The sequence below is a fragment of the Acidovorax sp. SUPP3334 genome (assembly GCF_030159055.1).
Classification (GTDB): domain Bacteria; phylum Pseudomonadota; class Gammaproteobacteria; order Burkholderiales; family Burkholderiaceae_C; genus Paracidovorax.
Window position 1 is genome coordinate 1 of sequence record NZ_BQXQ01000024.1, and the last position, 20,199, is coordinate 20,199.

Here is a 20,199-nt window from a genome sequence, read left to right on the forward strand (position 1 = left end):
CTTCCAATGTCAATCTGGCATTCTTATGGCTGTTCATCCGGTGGGATCCCTCTGTGACTCTGAAGCGTGTTAACTCCAGTTTCCCAGACCCATTCGGGTGAACAACCTATTGAGACATCACAGCTAGTGATCGCTCTTGTCAGAAAAAGGATTGTGAGAGGTCTTCAGCTCGATTCGAAGAGGTGTCCCTACCAAGTCGAACTCCTTGCGGAAGCGGCCCTCCAGAAACCGTTTATACGCCTCTGTGACATGTTCCAAGGAATTGCCGTGGATCACAATCACAGGGGGATTCATGCCTCCTTGGTGCGCATACCGCAACTTAGGCCGGAACATACCCGATCGCTTGGGGGTTTGGAATTGCACAGCCTCCAATAGAAGTCGGGTCAATACGGGCGTAGACATTTTGCACATTGCTGCTTTATGCGCCTGAATAACGGAACTCCATAGCGGGCCCAACCCTTGGCGCTTCTTTGCAGAAATGAAATGCAAGGATGCAAACTTGAGGAACGACAACCGCGTCTCGATGGACCGCTCCAGCAGTTGGCGTCCATAGTCATCGATCGCATCCCACTTATTGATCGCCACGACCACCGCGCGACCGCTTTCAAGGATGTATCCGGCAATGTGCGCATCTTGGTCGGTGACGCCTTGAGTGGCATCCAAGAGAAGCAGCACCACATTGGCAGACTCGATCGCCTGCAGCGTTTTCACGACCGAGAATTTCTCGATGGCTTCAAACACCTTACCTTTGCGGCGCAGGCCTGCCGTGTCGACCAATTCGAAGCGCTGGCCGTTTCGCTCAAACGGCACAGAGATGGCGTCACGAGTGGTTCCAGGCATATCGAACGCGACGAGACGCTCCTCGCCCAGCCAAGTATTGATCAACGTGGATTTGCCAACATTAGGCCGCCCAGCAACCGCCAATTTGATGATGCTCTTGTCTTCGGTATCAGCATCCTCGTCCGGATCTGGAAGGTTCAGGGGCTCCAAAGCCAATTCAACCAGACTGCGGATGCCCTGCCCATGCGCTGCCGATATGGGATAAATCTCACCAAGCCCCAATTCATAGAACTCGACCAGCTGCACGCCTTCACGCATCCCTTCAGCCTTGTTGCCCACCAGAAGGCAAGGCTTTCCGAGGCGACGCAAATAATTGGCGATGTCATGGTCTTGGGCAGAGAGCCCCGCTCGGGCATCGACTACGAAGATGACGACGTCTGCTTCCGCAACGGCTTGCTGCGTTTGTTTGGCCATTTCTCGGTAAATGCCGCTGGCTGCATCCGGCTCAAAGCCACCAGTGTCGATCACGATGTACTCTTGCTTGCCCTGTTTACCGTTTCCGTAATGCCGGTCCCGCGTTAAACCGGCGAAGTCGGCAACGATCGCATCTCTCGATTTTGTGAGCCGGTTGAAAAGCGTGGATTTGCCCACATTCGGGCGGCCAACCAAAGCAATGACAGGTTTCATCCAGATCGATCCATCAATCTGGACGGAAGCCATACACGCCGCCATTGCGCGTGACGACCACTAAGGTGTCGCCCGCAGCCACTGGGGCTGCAGCGATACCAGAACCATCGGTGGCCATGCGGTTCAGCGGAGCACCATCTTCCCGAGAAAGCAGGTGCACCAAACCCGTATCGTCACCCACCACGACCGATCGGCCCAGCAGCAGTGGCCCCGTCAGCTTGCGGTATTGCAGGCGGTCTGACGACCAAGCGCGGGAGCCATCCGCACGGCGCCAAGCAACGACAACGCCATTGCTTTCAGTCCCGAAGATGGTCGTGTCGTCACCATGGATGCCCTCAGTCCCACTGGCTGGCTGTGTCCAAACGACAGAGCCGCGGATCGTGTTAACGCAGCCCACGGTAGAAACGAAAGCACGTGCGCAAACATTGTCACCCCCACGGCTCGTGCGCCCCACGAGTTCGACCAGACGTTCGACATCGTTAGTGCCTCTCGGGCTGGCCAGCGGTGCTTCCCAACGAACTGTTCCGTTGTCGGGATTGAAACCCACCATTCGACCCGACAAACCTACAACCAGCGTATCTCCCACTGCGGTCAACACACCTGACTGGCGCAACACGAGCGGTTCGCCCGGCCTGGGCTGATTCCACAACCGAACTCCCGTTCCAGCATCGAAAGCGGAGACTGAACGATCCGCAGCCAGCACAAATATGCGATTTCCAGCGACCAAGGGCGCCGTGTACGCCTGAGCCGAGAGCGGCTTGCGCCATATTTCGCGGCCATCGGACAAGGCGATCAACTGATTGTCGACAGAGACCACGGCGGCCCACTTTCCGTCGCTTCCCACTCCGGCGGACAGAGGAGTGCCCAGGGTGGCCCTCCAAATATCCCCGCCAGTGCGAGCGTCCACCGCTGCGACAACGCCATCCGCGGAAGCCAGAGTGACGGTGCTGCCATTCACGTGAACGTCCAGAGGCAGTCGACCAATGTTGCCTACCTTGGAAGTCCATGCTTGGCGCACGCCAAGCACTGGCACATTTGCACCCAATTCAGCCGGCTTAGGCTTCGACGGGCCACTCCAGAGGGAGCAGCCGGTCAGGAGGGAGCAGACGATCGCTGCAGCAACCGCCAAGGTGCGTGGTGCACCCAGGTTTCTCGCGGATAAATCCATTCGAACCCGATTCATTTGGCGTCTCCCGCGGTAGAAGCCGATGCCAAGAGTTGAGGTTGAACACCCAAGGCATTCAGCTTGACCTCCACCAACCTGCGGTACTCGATCCCCTCTTCAAGAGACTTGTAAGCACGCTGATACTCAGCGATAGCCTCCTGCTTTTTATCCAGCAATACCAGCACATCACCCTTGCGATCAGCGATGACCGCATCGAACTCTGCGGGGAAACTGCCAGACAATTGCTTCAACGCATCGTCATACGCCTTCTGGTCCATCAGCAGTCCAGCCAACCGGAGTTTGGCCAACGCCTTGTACCCCTCGTCCGATGCATTCTCGGAAACCCACGTCAGCGCGGCTTTTGCGCCATCTGCATTTCCCGCCTCTGCCAAACTCTTGGCGACGAGCAAACCGGCTTGACCCGCTTTGGTGGTACTGCCATATCGTGACTTGAGGTCGCCGAAAGCCTGTTCCAAGCGCGCAGTGTCTTTGGCTTGAGCCGCTGTCTCCACCGCATCGGAAAGCGCGGCGGCCTGTGCAGCCTGCCTGTTCTGCCAATATTGGTATCCATTCCAAGCAGCAAATGCGCCGAACACCAGGACCAGCAGCCCAGTGATAAGCGTGCCCCAGGTGTTCCAGAAATGCTTGAGTTGGTCAAGCTGCTCTTGTTCTTCAAGATCGAGGTGATTTGCCATGTAGGGTCCGTGTTAGCGGGGGGATTGTAGAGTGGGCGCCCAGTCGAGCAGCTCATCCAGCGGCCGCTCCACCTGCTCAGCGCCGCTTTCTCGCAATGGTTTAACGGTCACTGCGGAGCGAGCAAGCTCATCGGCGCCAAAGATCAGTGCATATCTGCATCCGCTGGCATCGGCCTTTTTGAATTGAGATTTCATGCTGCCCATACCTTCGCCTGCCGCAGCTGGACTGTGCATCTGCACACTCACCCCTGAGGCACGCAGCCGCTGCAGAACTGCCATCACCCGAGGCAACGAAGCCACATCAGGAATCACTGCATAGGCATCAGCGACCAAAGCAGGAGCAGCCGCTTCTTGCTCTTTCACCAGTTCAAGCACTCGTTCGATTCCCAATGCCCAACCTACAGCGGCAGCCGGTTTACCGCCAATTTGTTCAAAGAGATAGTCATAGCGCCCGCCGCCACAGATCGTGCCCTGCGAGCCCAATTGATCCGTGACGAACTCAAAGACCGTCAGGTTGTAGTAGTCCATTCCACGGACCAGCCGCGGGTTGACAGTCCAATTGACGCCATTCGCATCGAGAATCGCTTTCACGCTATCGAAATGGCGCCTTGACTCCTCGCCAAGGTAATCAAGGAGCTGGGGTGCGCCGTCCACCAAGCTTTGCATGGCTGGGTTCTTGGTGTCCAGAATACGCAGGGGATTGCTGTGCAAGCGACGGCGGGCATCCTCATCCAGAAGATCCGAATGCCCCTCCAAGTAAGCGATCAATGCAGAGCGATGGACCTTGCGCTCCTCGGGCTGCCCAAGGCTGTTGAGTTCCAGCCGGATATTTTTGAGCCCCAACTCTTTCCATAAAGCATCGACCAGCAAAATCAATTCAGCATCGACCTCCGGACCGTGAAAGCCCATGGCCTCTGCTCCGATCTGGTGGAATTGCCGGTAGCGTCCCCGCTGCGGTCGCTCATGCCGGAACATCGGGCCCATGTAGTACAAGCGCTTGCCCCCGTCATACAGCATAGAGTGCTCGGCTGCAGCCCGAACCACCCCCGCAGTTGCTTCGGGCCGCAAAGTCAAGTGCTCTCCATTGAGCCGATCCTCAAAAGAGTACATCTCCTTTTCGACGATGTCCGTGACCTCTCCCAGACCCCGCACGAACAATGCCGTCGGCTCCACGATAGGGGTCCGAATATTGCGATACGCATACCGGGCCATCAACCCACGTACCTTGTCCTCCAGCCATTCCCAACGTGCAGAATCTGGAGGGAGAATGTCGTTCATCCCCTTGACGGCCACGAGTTTTCCGGTCTTGGGTTGCGAATTGGTTGTCTTGTTGCTCACGGAATGCATCGATTGGTTGAATGGCTGGATTTGGGCAGGAATGGCCCGCGCCAAGCGCAACGCGAAAAAGGCTTCGACTGGGATCAGGAAGCGACGACTGCCGTGCTGAAGCGGTCGGCAATGTACTTTTCCACGAGCTGCTGAAATTCCTGCGCGATATTGTCACCGCGCAAGGTCAACGCTTTCTCGCCGTCAATGAAGACGGGGGCTGCGGGAGCCTCCCCGGTGCCTGGCAGGCTGATACCAATGTCGGCATGTTTGCTTTCGCCCGGACCGTTCACGATGCAGCCCATCACCGCTACCTTGATCTTTTCGACGCCAGGGTACTTGAGCCTCCAAACCGGCATTTGCGACCGCAAGAAATCATCGATCTGCTTCGCCAATTCCTGGAAAGTGGTGCTGGTTGTACGTCCGCAACCGGGACAAGCAGTCACGCTGGGAACGAACATGCGCAATCCCAATGCCTGCAAAATTTCGGAACCTACTACGACCTCCTGGGTGCGCGCCTCTCCCGGCTGAGGGGTAAGAGACACACGAATGGTGTCGCCAATGCCCTCCTGCAAAAGGATGGACAGCGCAGTCGTGGATGCCACCGTCCCTTTGGTCCCCATGCCCGCTTCGGTCAGGCCCAAATGCAGTGCATAGTCACAGCGTTTAGCCAGCTCTCGGTATACCGAAACCAAGTCTTGTACACCGCTGACCTTGCACGACAGAATGATCTGGTCACCGTTCAACCCCATCGCTTCAGCACGTTTTGCCGACTCGATGGCCGAAGTGATGAGCGCTTCGTACATCACCTGACGTGCATCCCAGGGAGACGGCCGGCGGCTGTTGGCATCCATCAACTCGGCAAGCAACTCCTGATCGAGACTGCCCCAGTTGACGCCAATGCGCACAGCCTTGTCCCATCGCATCGCCGCATCGATCATCTGACCGAATTGGCGGTCCCGCTTGTCACCCTTTCCGACATTGCCAGGATTGATGCGGTACTTGGAGAGTGCCTTGGCACATTCCGGATACTCAGTGAGCAAGCGATGGCCGTTGTAATGAAAGTCGCCCACCAACGGAACGGTCTCTCCCATCCGGTCCAGTTGCTCGCGGATATAAGGCACCGCGGCCGCAGCCTCGGGTGTATTCACAGTGATGCGGACAAACTCTGAACCCGCCTGTGCCAACTCCTTGACCTGGATGGCCGTACCGATCGCATCCACGGTATCGGTATTGGTCATGGACTGAACGCGCACCGGTGCGTCGCCCCCCACCGTGACCACGCGCGAGCCCCACGCGATTCGGGCTTGGCGGGAACGGCGAGGCAAGGGAAATGCCATCGCAATGGGTTGATCAGCGGTAGAGAAGAGATTCACGGTTTCACCTCAAATCGGGCAACGTTCTCGCGCGATGCGGTTCTGAGTTCCAACGGTTTTCCATGCACCACCACGTCGGTAACATCGGCCTTACCGATGATCACAGACCACGGAGGCGTGCCGGGTACCGTCACCGTTTCGCCGGCAGCCAAGACCCGTTGCAACACAGTCGTTCCACCCATGCCGCGCACCTGAACCCAGGACTCACCCCGCGTGCGGATCACCAGCGCCGCGCTTGTCGAATCAACCGCAGGCGAAGACGCTGTGGAAGAATCGGTCGCAGGCGCCACGCTCGCCGCAGCGCTTGAGGCTCCAGACATGGAGGGCGAAGATGCAGACGTAATGGAGACGGAGGGAGAAAGAGCAGGAGGAGTTGCCCCTGCCAGTGAGTCGGCGCTTTTTTCGCCATCTCCAACCGTTTCCAGCGAAGTGCCTTTGTCGGAAGCGCTGTCGCCACCTGCCATGCCGACAGGACGATGCGGCCACAACAGGAGCACAGCGGCAGCCACCAACAAGGCGACAACGGCTATGACAGCCATACGGGACCCCGTCGCACCTGAAGAAGATGTCAACTGACCATTGCTGGGCTTGAAGGACGCATTGATGCCACGATGAGCCGACAGCGCCGGTGGGCGATTCTGCGGCAGCAGCGCCAGCACGGGTGCAGGATCAACCTTCAACGTCCTGCACATGCTGGACGCCAGGGCGCGCACGAAAACCACGTCGGGAAAAACATCGAAATACCCGGCTTCCAATGCTTCCAACTTGTGCACGGGCACCTTGAGGGCGACAGCCAGGTCCGCAATGTGCACACCGGCCGACTCACGGGCCTGCCGCAACATCATGCCGGCAGCCACACTGTCCTGCGTGGGGCCAACCTCATCGTTCACGGGTTGCGCATCGTGCGACACCGACTCATTCATTGAACGCCCCTCGGTCATAAGCCATCAATTCCTTGGAATCCGGAAAACGCTTGCGAAGTTGCTCTGCCAGTTGCCGCATCGCCACCGTGTCTCCTTGCGCACGCTCGATCTTCATGCCCAACCAGAGCGATTCGGCATTGGCAAGTTCGCTGTTGTTGAGCCGGCGAATATAGAACTGGGAACGCTTGATCTCACCACGCCGAAACATGAGCGACGACAGGTTGTATCCAACCACCGGATTACCGGCATCCAGCTCGTACGCCTTGAGCAAGGTCTGCTCGGCTTCAGCAATCTGTCCCGCGCGTTCCTGGCACAGGCCCTGCGCCATCAGCGTCTTGCCGCGCGCGGTGTAGGTGCGGCTGGCGAGCGCACGCTCGAAATATTGATAGCTCTCCGCATACTTCTGTTGCTGGCACAAGAGCCAGCCGTAGTTGTGCAAAAGATTGGGCTCGGAAGGGTGATATCCCATCGCTCGTCGGAAGCTGTCTTCTGCAAGCGGCAAATCGCCCAGACGCAGATAAATCAACCCGCGAAGGTTGTAGGCGTCGCCGTACGAAGGATCGGTGACAAGCGACTGCCGCACTTCGTCCAGCGCCACCGTGGTCTGGCCCATCTCAAGATAATTGGCAGCCAGTTCCAATCGCAGCCTGGCGCGGCGGCGAATTTCTGTTTCTTCGGAAGGCGTGGCGTACTCGGCGCCTCCCGAGCTGGCGTTCACACCACCAGGTGCTGCGCACCCGGCAAGTCCGGCTGCGCCCAACGCAGCGACGCACAAAGCCAAAGCCAGCCGGGCATGCCGCTGAAAAACCGCCACCGATCTCGTCATGTAGATCCTCCTGCGCAAAAGCAAAACAGCAATGCGCCAGCTTTCAGAAAAAGGGGGTTTGATCGTCCCGTTGCGCGCACCAAGACAGGTGCTTTGTCCATCACTCAGCCACTCCTCAACGCGTTGTCTCTGGCAACGCAAGCACAGCAGCATCTGCCAGAGTTGTCAAAAGCGCCACAGAAAAAATCACGTCACGGGCTTGAGGATGATGGTTCGCTGCTTGGCCATGCGCTCGGCAGCCCGGGTGCGGTCTTTCACATCACCCGCCAGTTGGCCGCACGCAGCGTCGATATCGTCGCCGCGCGTTTTGCGCACGGTCGTAACGATACCCGCATCAACCAGCAGCTTGGCGAAAACCGCGACTTGCTGAGGGGTCGATCGGTGCAGGCCGGATGCCGGAAATGGATTGAAGGGGATCAAGTTGAACTTGCAGCGCACGCCCTGGCCATTGCGCGGTCGCACCAGATCGATCAACTGGCGGGCATGCTCTGCCTGATCATTCACACCGTCGAGCATGCAGTATTCGAAAGTGATGAAGTCGCGAGGAGCGTGAGCCAAGTACCGCTGGCAAGCATCCAGCAATTCCTGCAGCGGATATTTGCGATTCAACGGGACAAGGTTGTCACGCAGGGGATCGTTGGGTGCGTGCAGCGATACCGCCAGCGCAACTGGACAATCCTGCGCCAGCCGATCCATCATGGGCACCACGCCAGACGTCGATACAGTCACGCGGCGGCGAGACAAACCATAGCCATGGTCGTCCAGCATCGCACGCAAGGCGGGCACAAGGGCCGTGTAATTCTGCAAGGGCTCGCCCATGCCCATCATGACCACGTTAGAGATCACGCGCTCTTCGCGGCCAAGCCGCCGGCGCAGCGCATGTTCGGTAAACCACAACTGGGCAATGATTTCGCCAGTGGTCAGATTGCGGCTGAAACCTTGGTGCCCCGTCGAGCAGAATCGGCAACCGACAGCGCAGCCCGCCTGCGAGGAAACGCACAAGGTGCCCCGGTCGTCCTCTGGAATGAACACGGTTTCGACGGCGTTGCCGTCACCCACGTCGAACAACCACTTCACGGTACCGTCGGCTGAAACATGCTCGCTCACGACGGGCAGTGCCTGCACGTGCGCGCAGGACTTGAGTTTTTCGCGCAGCGACTTGGCCAGATCGCTCATCTGATCAAAATCGTGCGCGCCTCGCTGGTGAATCCAGCGAAACAATTGGGTCGCCCGAAAACGCTTCTCCCCCAGCCGCTCACAAAAAGCAGCCAGACCATCGAGGTCGAAGTCGAGGAGGTTTGTGGTCATCGGAGCGAGGGCTGTTCACGTCGATCACCGCCCCCTGCGCGAGGCGCGCGGCCTGGGCAGCGCTCCGGCGCAAGGGTGGATCGCATCTCAGCGCGAGTAGATGTTGAGGCCTGGGAAGAAGAAAGCCACTTCAGCCTGGGCGGTTTCGCTGGCATCGGAACCGTGCACTGCGTTGGCATCGATGCTGTCGGCGAAATCGGCGCGAATGGTGCCGGCTTCTGCCTTCTTTGGATCCGTAGCGCCCATCAGTTCACGGTTTTTCAGGATGGCGTTTTCGCCTTCCAACGCCTGGATCATCACAGGGCCGGAGATCATGAAGTCCACCAGGTCCTTGAAGAAAGGACGCTCTTTGTGGACCGCGTAGAACTGCTCGGCTTCCAGGCGCGACAGGTGGGCCATGCGCGCTGCGACCACTTTCAGGCCGGCAGCTTCGAAACGGGCGTAGATCTGGCCGATGACGTTCTTGGCAACTGCGTCGGGCTTGATGATGGAGAGAGTGCGTTCGATAGCCATGTTGATTTTCCTGGAGAGTGGTGGTTGATTTGATTTTTTGCCCTGCGGACAAAGCTCTCGATTCTAACTGGGCCCATTTGTCCCCAATTTACGAATGATCAGCGTCCGCCGCGACGGGGAGGACCGTTGCGCTTTTGGTCCTGGCGGTAGCGAGACAGACTGTCCGTTCCGATATAGCCGACCGATGTTTTCATGGGATCTGGCTGGCTGCTGGCGCCGCCACCACCCTGGCGATTGCCGGGTGCGCCATCCTTGCCACGTCCCGCGCCTTGGCCGTAGCCTGATTTGCGCGCGGGCGGCACGGACGCATCGCGCGGACCGCTGCCCACATTGCGACCGCGGGGGCCGCCCCTGCGCAGGCCACTTTTGCGGTCGGCAGCATTACCCGCAGGCGCTTCACTGGGCTCCCGGGGAGTCTTGTTGGCTCCCACTGCCTGCATGAGCGCACGAATGTCACGTTCGTCCAGTTCCAGCCACGCGCCACGCTTGAGCCCACGGGGAAGCATCATGGCCCCATAGCGAATGCGGATGAGACGACTCACGGCGTGGCCCACCGCTTCGAGCATGCGACGAACTTCGCGGTTGCGCCCCTCGGAAATGGTCACCCGGTACCAGCAATTGGAGCCTTCGCCACCGCCGTCCTCGATGGAGCCGAAGGCGGCCATGCCGTCATCCAGTTGCACGCCATCGAGCAAGCGCTGCTTTTCCTCGTTGCTGAGTGCACCCAGCACACGCACGGCATATTCGCGCTCCAGGCCGAAGCGGGGGTGCATCAGCTGGTTCGCCAGTTCGCCAGAACTCGTGAAAAGCAACAGGCCTTCGGTGTTCAGATCCAGTCGTCCCACGGATTGCCACTTGCCATGGACCAGCCGCGGCAGCTTGCGAAACACAGTGGGCCGGTTTTGCGGGTCGTCATGCGTGACCACCTCGCCTGCGGGCTTGTGATAGGCGATCACCCGTGCTGGAGGGGGATCGATGCGGTAGCGAATCGGGCGGCCGTTGACCTTCACCTGGTCACCGAACTGCACCCGCTGCCCGATGTGCGCTGGTTCGTTGTTGACCGAAATGCGGCCCTCAAGAATCAACTGCTCCATTTCGAGGCGAGACCCCAGGCCTGCCTGCGCCAGCACCTTGTGCAACTTGGGTGTTTCCACCTGGGGCAACAAAACGCGCCGGGCGGGGACCGCATCGGCCACCGTCTCGTCTTCGTCGAGCTGGCCAGACACCACGTCGGCGAACTGATATCCGGCGGTGGTCCGTCCGCCCGGCTCACGCGCCGGCGGCTTGCGCGAAGGCTTGATGGGCGCAGGCGCCACAGGTTCTGCCTTGGCAGGAGGGGAATTTGCCTGCGCTGCATCGTTGTCGATCGCCTCGGGGGACAGCGAGCCTGCAGAAACCTCCTGCGGCACGGCCGCGGCAGCCTCAGCCTCTGGAGGCGCCTTCTTGCGAGGCGGCTTGCGGGCCGTGGGCTTCTTCGCACCAGCTTCCTGATCGACATGCGTTGCAGGCTGGTCGTCGGAGGGGTCGGAAATAGGATCGTTCATGGAAGGCTCTCTGGTGTGCCGTTAGCGGCGTCTTGTGATTTCTCGTGCCTGGATACCGGCACGTCTTCCCTTGTGGGGGGTTGCGGCGCCGCAATGTCTGGGGGCGCCGCTGTCGCAGGATCAGCTTCGGCATCTTCTGGCGGAGATGGCGCATCAGACACGGGCCCCGCCCCTTCGCCTGCCTCGGCCGCAGCCACCGTCTCGTCCGGCAGCAATGACCCGCCGGGCCCGAGCGCTTCGAACACGCTGGCTTGCGCAGCAGGATTTTCCATCACCGGCAACTGGTCCAGCGATTGCAGGCCCAGATCATCCAGGAACTGGCGGGTGGTGGCGAACAACGCAGGCCGGCCCACGGTTTCCCGATGGCCGATGACTTCCACCCAGCCGCGGTCTTCCAGCTGCTTGATGATCAGACTGTTCACGGTCACGCCGCGAATGTCTTCGATGTCGCCCCGCGTCACTGGCTGGCGGTACGCGATGATGGCCAGCGTTTCCATGGTGGCGCGCGTGTACCGGGGAGGCTTCTCAGGATGAAGCCGATCCAGGTATTCGCGCATCTCTGGGCGGCTCTGAAACCGCCAGCCGGTCGCGACCTGAACCAGTTCAACGCCCCGCAATGCCCAATCCTGCTGGAGCTCCAGCAGGATCGTCTTCAGGGTATCGGTTCCCAGAGCGTCGTTGAACAGCGTTCGCAACTCGCGCAGGGTTGCCGGTTGCGGAGCGCAGATCAGCGCGGTTTCAAGGACCCGTTTGGCGTCCACCGTATTCATGGTTCAGCAATTGCGGGGAAAGGGCGCCGCGTGCAGCAACGGGCGCCAGGCCTGTAAAAGGGATCGTTCAGCGGGACGGCACGCAAAGACCTTGGTGCCGCTCCCAGCCCTGCAGTGTGCACATGCGGGCGAGTCGGCTGGTACAGCCGCTAGGCGGGATTGTAGCTCAGGCCCCAAAAATCCAGAGCGTTTTCCATGTCGGCCGGCAGGGGTGCATGGAACTGCATGGCCTCGCCGGTCACCGGGTGGGTGAAGGCCAGCCGGTAGGCATGCAATGCCTGCCGGCTCAGGCCCGCAGCCTCTTCGCCGCCGTACACCGCGTCCGCCACGAGAGGGTGGCGCAGCGATGCCATGTGCACCCGTATCTGGTGGGTCCGCCCTGTGTGCAGGGTGCAGCGTACAAGGCATGCCGCATCGCCACTGTCGAGCAGGGCGATGTCCGTGCGTGATGGCTTGCCGGATTGCGTGGCCAGGTCCACCACCGCCATGCGCAGGCGATTGCGGGGGTCGCGGCCGATACCGCCTTCGACAACCCGCTGTTCAGGCCCGCTCCAAGGCCGATGGCCGATGGCCAGGTATTGCCGACTGACCTCGCGGGCAGCGATCATGCGCACCAGCGAATCCATCACGCCCCGCTCGCGCGCCACGACCATCAAGCCGCTGGTGTCCTTATCGAGCCGGTGGACGATGCCGGCCCGCGGCACGAGCAGCGCTTTCGGATCGCGGGCTAGCAGGCCGTTCAGCAGCGTGCCGCTCCAGTTGCCGGGGGCCGGATGCACGACCAGCCCGGCGGGCTTGTGAATGACCAGCAGGTGCGCGTCCTCGAACACCACGTCAATGGGCATCGGCTCGGGCCGGAACGCCTGGCTCTGCTGGGTCGGCTGCATCTCCACGGCGACCACATCTCCCGCCTTGACGCGGGAGGCGGGCTTGCCTGCGGCGTGCCCGTTCAGCGTTACGCTGCCCTGCGCCAGCAGTTGCTGGAGATAGCTGCGCGAGAACTCGGGCACCTGATCGGCCAGCGCCCGGTCCAGGCGCACGCCGTGCTGCGCTTCGCCGATGGAGAACTGGCGAATCTCCGGTACGGCCTCGGCCGCAGCGTCTTCCAGTTCATCGGCGCCGGCTTCACCCTCCAGGGGTGTGCCGGTACCGGAGGGCTGCGTGATCAACGCGCGGGCAGGTAACGGGACGGATCCACCGGCTTGCCCTGGCGCCGGATCTCGAAGTGCAGCTTGACCCGGTCGGTGTCGGAGCTGCCCATCTCTGCGATCTTCTGGCCGCGGCGCACCGTCTGGTCTTCCTTCACCAGCAGGGTCTGGTTATGGGCATAGGCCGTCAGGTAGGTGTTGTTGTGCTTGAGGATGACAAGGTTGCCGTAGCCGCGCAGGCCTGCACCGGCATAGACGACGCGGCCATCCGCGGAGGCCAAGACGGGGTCGCCAGCCTTGCCGCCGATGTCGTAGCCCTTGTTGCGCGCTTCATCGAACCCCGCCACCAGCGAGCCCGACGAAGGCCAGATGAACGCCATGTCGTCCTCGCCACCACCGGTGGCAGGGGCTGGACTGGGCGCCGGTGCCGCAGCGACTGCCGGTGCGGAACCCCCAGGCTTGGCGCCGCTGGCGGGAGTGGCAGGCGCAATGGCCGAGGAGGTCACCGGGCGGGTGACAACGCCGGTATCGCCCGCCACCGAGGGCGCAGGCGTGGCCACTGGGGCGACGACCCGAAGCACCTGGCCGACCTCGATGAGATTGGCGTTGTCCAGGCTGTTCCAGCGGGCGATGTCTTTCCAGCTTTGGCCGTTTTCCAGGCCGATGCGAATGAGGGTATCCCCAGGCTTGACCATGTAATAACCGGGCTTGCCGGCGTTTTCAGCACCGGGCAAAGGCTTGGCCGCAGGAGCGACCACCATGCCGGGCTGGGAGGCGGATGTGGAAGTCGACGTACCGCGATCTTCCACCGGTGCCCTGTTGACGCGGGTGCCGCAACCGGCCAGCACCAAGGCCGCCAGCGCCATCGAACCCCAACCAACAAGACCACGCGTAACCAACATAAGCAATCCCTTCAGGCAATCCCCGATTTTAGGGGGACAAAATGAACGGCCTCCAAAACGTTCTGTTTCAATCCGTGCATCGTTTTGTCGATGACGAGCAACACCTGGTGGCCGCCGGCGCCCACCATGGGCGCCACGAGGCGGCCACCCACGGCGAGTTGCTCGATCCAAGCCTGGGGGAGGGTCTCGCCGCCTGCCGCGGCGATGATGGCCGCATACGGCGCGCCCTTCGCATAGCCCACCGTGCCGTCGCCGAAGATGAGGTGCACGTTCGCGAGGCGCCAGGGGCGCAGGTTGTCGCGCGCCTTTTCGTGCAACGCGCGCAAGCGTTCGATGGTGTACACCTCCCGGGCCACGCGCCCCAGCACGGCGGCTTGGTAACCGCAGCCGGTGCCGATTTCCAGCACGCGCCCCAGCCCGCCGGCACGCGCCCCTTCCGCGCCGAGAAGCAGCTCGGTCATGCGGGCCACTATGCTGGGTTTGGAGATGGTCTGTCCCAGGCCGATCGGCAGGCTGGTGTCTTCATAGGCCTGGTTGACCAGCGCGGTGTCCACGAACCGGTGACGCTCCACCGATCCCATGGCCTGCAGAACTGCCTGCGAGCCAATGCCCGAGGCCGCCAAGCGCTGCACCATGCGGGCCCGCACAGCGGCCGAATCCAGCCCCACGCCCTGCGGCATGGGCGCGTCGCGGCGCGGCGCCGGCTGCGAGGCAGGCCGGGGTGCGGCGCCCGAAGGAAGGTCGATGCGGGCGGGAAAGCCGGGGCGGCGCTGGGTCATGGGGCTTGCGCCGCCTCGGGTGCGGAGGGCTCGGCCGATGCGGCGGGCGCCAGGCGCGCAGCGGTCTGCGCCCAGTAGCCGAGGCTCTCATGGTCGGTCAGGTCCACCTTCAATGGCGTGATGGCGACATGGCCCTGAGCAGTGGCATGGAAGTCGGTGCCCTCGGCGTCGTCCTTGGCCGCACCGGCTCCGCCGATCCAGTACATGACTTCACCGCGCGGGCTCTGCTGCTCGATGACGCGCTCGGCCGCATGCCGACGCCCGAGCCGGCACAGCCGCAGGGGGCGCAGCGCATCGAAAGGCAGATTGGGAATGTTCACGTTGAGAAGCCACGGCGCCTCGCCCACCAGGTTCTGCGCCTGCATCTGCTCGACGATCTCGCGGGCTTTGCGGGCGGCGGACTCGATCTCGCCCCAGCCCTTGTCCACCTGCGAAAACGCGATGGCCGGGATGCCGAAGAGGTAGCCCTCCATGGCGGCGCCGACGGTGCCCGAATAGATGGTGTCGTCGCCCATGTTGGCGCCGTTGTTGATGCCGGAAACCACCAGGTCGGGCCGGTAACCCAGCAGGCCGGTGAGCGCGATGTGCACGCAGTCGGCCGGCGTGCCGTTCACATACCGAAAGCCGTTGGCGGCCTGATGCACGTACAGCGGCGAATGCAGCGTGAGCGCATTAGATTTGGCGCTGTTGTTGTGCTCAGGGGCCACCACCTCGACGTCCGCGATGGTCTTGAGCGCATCGTGCAGCGCCACGATACCGGGTGCCTGGTAACCGTCGTCGTTGGATATGAGGATCTTCATGGATGGCAGGAAGCAGGGTGCGCGCGATTGTAGGCCGCGTCCGACATGAACCGGCCGCCTGTCGTGCTCCCTGCGGGCCGCACGGCAGGCGGCCGTCGCTCCTGGGACTCGGACCCCGCCTGCCCGCGCCTATCATGCGGCCACACCGACAGGAGACTTCCCCATGCACGCTTGGCTTTGCACCAACCCGACGGGCGTCGACGCCCTGGCCTGGACCGAACTGCCCACGCCCGCGCCGAAGGCCGGCGAGGTGCTGATCGCGATCAAGGCCGCCAGCCTGAACTTCCCCGATCTGCTCATCGTGCAGAACAAATACCAGATGAAGCCCCCCCTGCCCTTCGTGCCGGGCTCGGAATACGCCGGCGTGGTGGAGGCCGTGGGTGAAGGCGTCACGCACCTGCGCCCGGGCCAGAGCGTGGCCTGCCTGACCGGCACCGGCGGCTTCGGCACGCATGCCGTCGCGCCAGCAGCGCTCTGCATGCCGCTGCCCGAAGGCTTCTCGCACGTGGATGCGGCCGCATTCATCATGATCTACGCCACGTCGCACCATGCGCTGGTGGACCGCGCGCAACTGAAGGCCGGCGAAACGGTATTGGTGCTCGGGGCGGCCGGTGGCGTGGGCACCGCCGCCATCCAGATCGCCAAGAAGATGGGCGCCCGCGTGATCGCGGCGGCCTCGACCGAAGAAAAATGCAAGCTGTGCGTGTCCGTGGGCGCAGATGCCGTCATCAATTACACCGAGGAGAACCTGCGCGAGGCGATCAAGTCGCTGACCGACGGCAAGGGGCCGGATGTCATCTACGACCCGGTGGGCGGGGACTTCACCGAACCGGCGTTCCGTTCGATCGCCTGGCGCGGCCGCTATCTGGTGGTGGGTTTCGCCTCGGGGCCCATCCCAGCGCTGCCGCTGAACCTGGCGCTGCTCAAGGGCGCCTCGATCGTGGGCGTGTTCTGGGGCGAGTTCTCCAAGCGCGAGCGGCAGGCCAACGCCGCCATGATGGCGGAGCTGGCCGCCTGGTACGGCGAAGGTGCGATCAAGCCGGTGATCGACCGCACCATGCCGATGGCGCAACTGCCCGCCGCCTATGCGCACATGGGATCGCGCAGCGTGATGGGCAAGCTCGTGATGGTGAACTGACCGGCCTGCTGCCGCTGCAAGCGCCGGGCTCGGCGCGGCGCACGCGCGTGCGCCCGGCCCGGCTGCCGGCGCCTGTTCAAGCGGTGCGCCGTCTGTCACACTCGCGCATCTTTGCCCTTCCGTGCACGCCAGATGGCCGAACGCCCCCCTTCCGAAATCGCGCGAGAAACCCTCAAGCAACTGGCCGCGCGCCGTTTGCCGCCGACGCCTGACAACTACCAGGCGCTCTACGACGAAATCGCTGGAAACCCCAGCGTACCCCCTTTTCCGCAAGGACCGCTGCGCCACATCCTGCGTGTGCTGCCCGGCCAGACGCCGGGCCAGAAGCGATTGCTGGGACAGCTGGAATCGGCCATCGAAAACAGCGACTGGACCCAGTTGCAGAGCGTGTTCGTGGGCTATGCGAACCTGGGGTTGGCCAGCATCGCGGCCGCACCAGCCAGCGCTGCGGCAGAGCCCACCGCCGCCACGCACCTGCCCGAGGAATTGACCGAGCAACTGGCCCGCCTCATCGACAACACCCTGCCCGCCCTGGGCGAAGACGATGCGCGGGTGCTCGAACTGGCGGCCCAGCTCACGAATTTCCTGCGCCAGCCTTCGCCGCCGATCTCCACCTTCGGACTGATGCTGAACAACTTCAGCTACCGGGTGTCGTTCGCCACCGAAGACCAGGCCGCCATCCGCTCCAGCCTGCTCGAGTTGCTGCACATGCTGTTCGAGAACATCTCCGTGCTGAGCCAGGACGACCGCTGGCTGCAGGGCCAGGTCGAGGCGCTGATGGCCGCCTCCACGCCGCCGCTCACGCTGCGCCGCCTGGACGAAGTGCAGCGGCGCCTGAAGGATGTGATCTTCAAGCAGACCGAGGCCAAGGAACGCACCGTGCAGGCGCAGGAACAGATGAAGGAGCTGCTGGCCACCTTCATCGAAAGGCTGGTGCAGATCACGGCCTCCAGCAGCACGTACCACGACAAGATGGAGCACTGCGCCGAGCGCATCGGCCAGGCCACCAGCCTGCAGGAAATCACGCCACTGCTCGAAGAGGTGATGAGCGCCACGCGTTCCATGGCGCTGGACAGCCGGGTCGCGCGCGACGAATTGCAGGACCTGCGCGAGCGATCCGACGCCCGCCATGCAGAGATCGCCAAGCTGCAGGAAGAGCTGGACCGCGCGAGTGCCCAGGCCCGCCACGACCCGCTCACCGGCTCGCTCAACCGCAAGGGGCTGGACGAGGTGATGGAGCGCGAAATCGCCCGCGCCGTGCGCAACGGCTCCCCCCTGTGCGTGGCCCTGCTGGACGTGGACAACTTCAAGCTCATCAACGACCGACTGGGCCACACGGCCGGCGACGAAGCGCTGGTGCACCTGGCCGGTGTGACGCGCGAGGTGATGCGGCCGCAGGACATGCTGGCACGCTACGGCGGGGAGGAGTTCGTGCTGGTGCTGCCCGACACCGCCCTGACCCAGGGCGTGGAAGCCATGACGCGGCTGCAGCGCGAGCTGACCACCCGATACTTCCTGAAAGACCGCGAGAAAGTGCTCATCACCTTCAGCGCGGGCGTGGCCCAGTTGGCCGACAAGGAAAGCAGCACCGACGCCATACGCCGCGCCGACCAGGGCATGTACCTGGCCAAACGCGCGGGCAAGAACCGGGTCATGGCCTCCTGAGCCGGGCCGGCCGCCTGACCGCTCGGTTATCGGTTATCTTTTCGCCTTCAACATTGCTCCGGCTGTATCCAGCCCGCCTGCCCATGACACCCCCGCCTTCCAACTCGTCACCCACCTCGCTCTCGCGCCGGGGCATGCTGCAGCGAGCGGCCTGGGCGGCCAGCGCCGCCGCCTGGCCCCGATGGGCGATGGCCAGGCAAGGCGACGCGCGGCACGACCCGTTCGCGCTGGGCGTGGCCAGCGGCGACCCTTCGCCCGACGGCATGGTCCTGTGGACCCGCCTGATGCCCGCCGAGCCCGGCGCATGGAGCCGCCCGATCCCCGTGCGGTGGGAGGTGGCGCACGACGACGCCTTTCGCCGCATCGTGCAGCGCGGCACGGCCGCCGCGTTGCCCGAGTTTGCCCACAGCGTGCATGTCGAACTGCAGGGCCTCGCCCCTGGACGCTGGTACCACTACCGGTTCCTGCTGGGCGATGCCGTCAGCGCCACCGGCCGCACGCGCACCGCGCCTGCGCCGGGCGAACTGGAACCGCGCCTGCGCATCGCATTCGCGTCGTGCCAGCGCTGGGAACACGGCCACTACGCCGCGTGGAACGACGTCTGCCGCCAGGCGCCGGACCTGGTGCTGTTCCTGGGCGACTACATGTACGAATACGCGAGCCCCAAGGACCCCGCCGGGCTGGCGCGCGTGCACGGCCTGCGCCTGGCGCAGACATTGGCCGACTACCGCGACCGGTACGCGCTGCACAAAAGCGACCCCGCGCTGCAGGCCGCGCACGCGATCTGCCCCTGGGCAAGCACCTGGGACGACCACGAGGTGCAAAACGACTACACGGGCGCCCATGGACTGGGCGATGCGGCCGACTTCATGGCGATGCGCACGGCCGCATGGCAGGCCTTCTACGAGCACACGCCGCTGCGCGCGGCGAGCCTGGCCGCCAGCGGATTCGGCGCGCTGCAGGTGTATCGCGCACTGCCGTGGGGGCGGCTGGCGAACATCCACCTGCTGGACGCCCGCCAGTTCCGCGACCGCCAGGCCTGCCGGGCCGAAGGCTCCAGCGGTGCGGGCACCGTGCTGCCTGCCGACTGCGCCGAGCTGCAGGCCCCGCAGCGCAGCTTTCTGGGTGCCGCGCAGGAGCGCTGGCTGGACGCGGGCCTGGCGGCCGACAGCCGGGGCAGCGCCGACGGCAGCGGCACCCGTTGGAGCGTGATCGCGCAGCAGACGTTGTTTTCGCAGCGCCACTACCCTTCCGGCGTGCAATCGGCCGACAGCTGGGACGGCTACCCTGCCGCTCGGCAGCGGCTGCTGGAGTCATTGGCCCGGCATGCGCCCCGCAATACCGTGCTGCTGGGAGGCGACATTCACCAGAACTATGTGTGCAACGTATTCGCGCCGCCCGAAGAGGCAAGCTCCGCATCCGCACCCGCATCCGCTCCTGCCGGCCGCTCGGCCCGCATCCTGGCCAGCGAGTTTTGCAGCACCTCCATCAGTTCGCGCTCCAGCACCACGCAAGAGAAGTTGGATGCCATCGCCCGCCACAACCCGCATGTGCTGCTCGCGCGATGCGACCAGCGCGGCTGGGGAATGGCCGACGTCACGCCGGGCCGGTGGACGAACACGCTGCGCACGGTGGACGATCCGCTGCGGGCCGACAGCGGCGCGTCCACCCAGGCCCGTTTCGTCGTGGAAGACCGCCGCGCGGGGCCCGTGCGGGATCTCTGAACCCATGCATTCTTCTCACACATTTGCTATTTAATTGATAGCAATATGCCGCCGTATTTATTGTGCTGGAGCCCTAAAACACTCTCAAAGCCATTGCAGCGCATCGCCTTGGGCGCGTCCTCTCCCGGCC

Annotated in this window: 18 protein-coding genes; 3 read left to right on the plus strand and 15 right to left on the minus strand. The window is 63.1% G+C overall.

Going from position 1 to position 20,199, the window contains the following annotated elements:
• Positions 1-123 precede the first annotated feature (123 nt).
• The 15 genes from der to surE form a co-directional block, all read right to left on the minus strand.
• Positions 124-1,467: a ribosome biogenesis GTPase Der gene (gene der, locus AVHM3334_RS14495; protein WP_284413484.1), complete on the minus strand. Its 1,344-nt coding sequence runs from the start codon at positions 1,465-1,467 to the stop codon at positions 124-126.
• Positions 1,468-1,480: 13 nt separating this feature from the next.
• Entirely contained in the window at positions 1,481-2,635 is a 1,155-nt protein-coding gene (bamB, locus tag AVHM3334_RS14500; RefSeq protein ID WP_284413381.1) for an outer membrane protein assembly factor BamB, read from the minus strand.
• 11 nt (positions 2,636-2,646) lie between these two features.
• The gene (locus AVHM3334_RS14505) at positions 2,647-3,327 is read right to left on the minus strand and encodes a YfgM family protein (RefSeq protein ID WP_284413383.1); all 681 of its coding nucleotides are present in this window, start codon (positions 3,325-3,327) and stop codon (positions 2,647-2,649) included.
• Positions 3,328-3,339: 12 nt separating this feature from the next.
• Positions 3,340-4,605, minus strand: a complete 1,266-nt coding sequence (gene hisS, locus AVHM3334_RS14510; protein ID WP_284413486.1) for a histidine--tRNA ligase — start codon at positions 4,603-4,605, stop codon at positions 3,340-3,342.
• Between the two features lie 143 nt (positions 4,606-4,748).
• On the minus strand, positions 4,749-5,993 hold the full coding sequence (gene ispG, locus AVHM3334_RS14515; protein WP_284413487.1) for a flavodoxin-dependent (E)-4-hydroxy-3-methylbut-2-enyl-diphosphate synthase: 1,245 nt from the start codon (positions 5,991-5,993) through the stop codon (positions 4,749-4,751).
• Between the two features lie 32 nt (positions 5,994-6,025).
• Positions 6,026-6,952, minus strand: a complete 927-nt coding sequence (locus tag AVHM3334_RS14520) for a helix-turn-helix domain-containing protein (protein ID WP_284413385.1) — start codon at positions 6,950-6,952, stop codon at positions 6,026-6,028.
• A complete protein-coding gene (gene pilW / locus AVHM3334_RS14525; RefSeq protein ID WP_502869917.1) occupies positions 6,945-7,778 on the minus strand; it encodes a type IV pilus biogenesis/stability protein PilW in 834 nt (277 codons plus the stop codon). Before pilW ends, AVHM3334_RS14520 begins: the two co-directional genes overlap by 8 nt.
• Before the next feature lie 186 nt (positions 7,779-7,964).
• Positions 7,965-9,086 (minus strand): dual-specificity RNA methyltransferase RlmN, encoded by a 1,122-nt coding sequence (gene rlmN / locus AVHM3334_RS14530; protein WP_284413389.1) that lies wholly within the window; start codon positions 9,084-9,086, stop codon positions 7,965-7,967.
• A gap of 87 nt (positions 9,087-9,173) precedes the next feature.
• Positions 9,174-9,599: a nucleoside-diphosphate kinase gene (gene ndk / locus AVHM3334_RS14535; protein ID WP_284413391.1), complete on the minus strand. Its 426-nt coding sequence runs from the start codon at positions 9,597-9,599 to the stop codon at positions 9,174-9,176.
• A gap of 98 nt (positions 9,600-9,697) precedes the next feature.
• Complete coding sequence (locus tag AVHM3334_RS14540) at positions 9,698-11,143, minus strand: pseudouridine synthase (protein WP_284413393.1); 1,446 nt, start codon at positions 11,141-11,143, stop codon at positions 9,698-9,700.
• Entirely contained in the window at positions 11,140-11,913 is a 774-nt protein-coding gene (gene scpB / locus AVHM3334_RS14545; RefSeq protein WP_284413395.1) for an SMC-Scp complex subunit ScpB, read from the minus strand. Before scpB ends, AVHM3334_RS14540 begins: the two co-directional genes overlap by 4 nt.
• A 149-nt stretch (positions 11,914-12,062) precedes the next feature.
• Positions 12,063-13,082, minus strand: a complete 1,020-nt coding sequence (locus AVHM3334_RS14550) for an RluA family pseudouridine synthase (RefSeq protein ID WP_502869914.1) — start codon at positions 13,080-13,082, stop codon at positions 12,063-12,065.
• On the minus strand, positions 13,079-13,963 hold the full coding sequence (locus AVHM3334_RS14555) for a peptidoglycan DD-metalloendopeptidase family protein (protein WP_284413397.1): 885 nt from the start codon (positions 13,961-13,963) through the stop codon (positions 13,079-13,081). The genes AVHM3334_RS14550 and AVHM3334_RS14555 overlap by 4 nt, the downstream gene beginning before the upstream one ends.
• Before the next feature lie 11 nt (positions 13,964-13,974).
• The gene (locus tag AVHM3334_RS14560; RefSeq protein ID WP_284413399.1) at positions 13,975-14,742 is read right to left on the minus strand and encodes a protein-L-isoaspartate(D-aspartate) O-methyltransferase; all 768 of its coding nucleotides are present in this window, start codon (positions 14,740-14,742) and stop codon (positions 13,975-13,977) included.
• Entirely contained in the window at positions 14,739-15,542 is an 804-nt protein-coding gene (gene surE / locus AVHM3334_RS14565; protein ID WP_284413401.1) for a 5'/3'-nucleotidase SurE, read from the minus strand. Before surE ends, AVHM3334_RS14560 begins: the two co-directional genes overlap by 4 nt.
• Positions 15,543-15,705: 163 nt before the next feature.
• Here surE and AVHM3334_RS14570 point away from each other — a divergent pair, with 163 nt between their 5' ends.
• From AVHM3334_RS14570 to AVHM3334_RS14580, 3 genes are all read left to right on the plus strand, one after another.
• Positions 15,706-16,680: an NADPH:quinone oxidoreductase family protein gene (locus tag AVHM3334_RS14570; RefSeq protein ID WP_284413403.1), complete on the plus strand. Its 975-nt coding sequence runs from the start codon at positions 15,706-15,708 to the stop codon at positions 16,678-16,680.
• A gap of 132 nt (positions 16,681-16,812) precedes the next feature.
• Positions 16,813-18,345: a GGDEF domain-containing protein gene (locus AVHM3334_RS14575; protein WP_284413405.1), complete on the plus strand. Its 1,533-nt coding sequence runs from the start codon at positions 16,813-16,815 to the stop codon at positions 18,343-18,345.
• Between the two features lie 83 nt (positions 18,346-18,428).
• Positions 18,429-20,069, plus strand: a complete 1,641-nt coding sequence (locus AVHM3334_RS14580) for an alkaline phosphatase D family protein (RefSeq protein ID WP_284413407.1) — start codon at positions 18,429-18,431, stop codon at positions 20,067-20,069.
• Positions 20,070-20,199: the final 130 nt, after the last annotated feature.

Coding starts and splice junctions, on each gene's coding strand:
- der (WP_284413484.1), bottom strand. CDS start 1,467: ATGAAACCTGTCATTGCTTTGGTTGGCCGCCCGAATGTGGGCAAATCC.
- bamB (WP_284413381.1), bottom strand. CDS start 2,635: ATGGATTTATCCGCGAGAAACCTGGGTGCACCACGCACCTTGGCGGTT.
- AVHM3334_RS14505 (WP_284413383.1), bottom strand. CDS start 3,327: ATGGCAAATCACCTCGATCTTGAAGAACAAGAGCAGCTTGACCAACTC.
- hisS (WP_284413486.1), bottom strand. CDS start 4,605: ATGAACGACATTCTCCCTCCAGATTCTGCACGTTGGGAATGGCTGGAG.
- ispG (WP_284413487.1), bottom strand. CDS start 5,993: ATGGCATTTCCCTTGCCTCGCCGTTCCCGCCAAGCCCGAATCGCGTGG.
- AVHM3334_RS14520 (WP_284413385.1), bottom strand. CDS start 6,952: ATGAATGAGTCGGTGTCGCACGATGCGCAACCCGTGAACGATGAGGTT.
- pilW (WP_502869917.1), bottom strand. CDS start 7,778: ATGACGAGATCGGTGGCGGTTTTTCAGCGGCATGCCCGGCTGGCTTTG.
- rlmN (WP_284413389.1), bottom strand. CDS start 9,086: ATGACCACAAACCTCCTCGACTTCGACCTCGATGGTCTGGCTGCTTTT.
- ndk (WP_284413391.1), bottom strand. CDS start 9,599: ATGGCTATCGAACGCACTCTCTCCATCATCAAGCCCGACGCAGTTGCC.
- AVHM3334_RS14540 (WP_284413393.1), bottom strand. CDS start 11,143: ATGAACGATCCTATTTCCGACCCCTCCGACGACCAGCCTGCAACGCAT.
- scpB (WP_284413395.1), bottom strand. CDS start 11,913: ATGAATACGGTGGACGCCAAACGGGTCCTTGAAACCGCGCTGATCTGC.
- AVHM3334_RS14555 (WP_284413397.1), bottom strand. CDS start 13,963: ATGTTGGTTACGCGTGGTCTTGTTGGTTGGGGTTCGATGGCGCTGGCG.
- AVHM3334_RS14560 (WP_284413399.1), bottom strand. CDS start 14,742: ATGACCCAGCGCCGCCCCGGCTTTCCCGCCCGCATCGACCTTCCTTCG.
- surE (WP_284413401.1), bottom strand. CDS start 15,542: ATGAAGATCCTCATATCCAACGACGACGGTTACCAGGCACCCGGTATC.
- AVHM3334_RS14570 (WP_284413403.1), top strand. CDS start 15,706: ATGCACGCTTGGCTTTGCACCAACCCGACGGGCGTCGACGCCCTGGCC.
- AVHM3334_RS14575 (WP_284413405.1), top strand. CDS start 16,813: ATGGCCGAACGCCCCCCTTCCGAAATCGCGCGAGAAACCCTCAAGCAA.
- AVHM3334_RS14580 (WP_284413407.1), top strand. CDS start 18,429: ATGACACCCCCGCCTTCCAACTCGTCACCCACCTCGCTCTCGCGCCGG.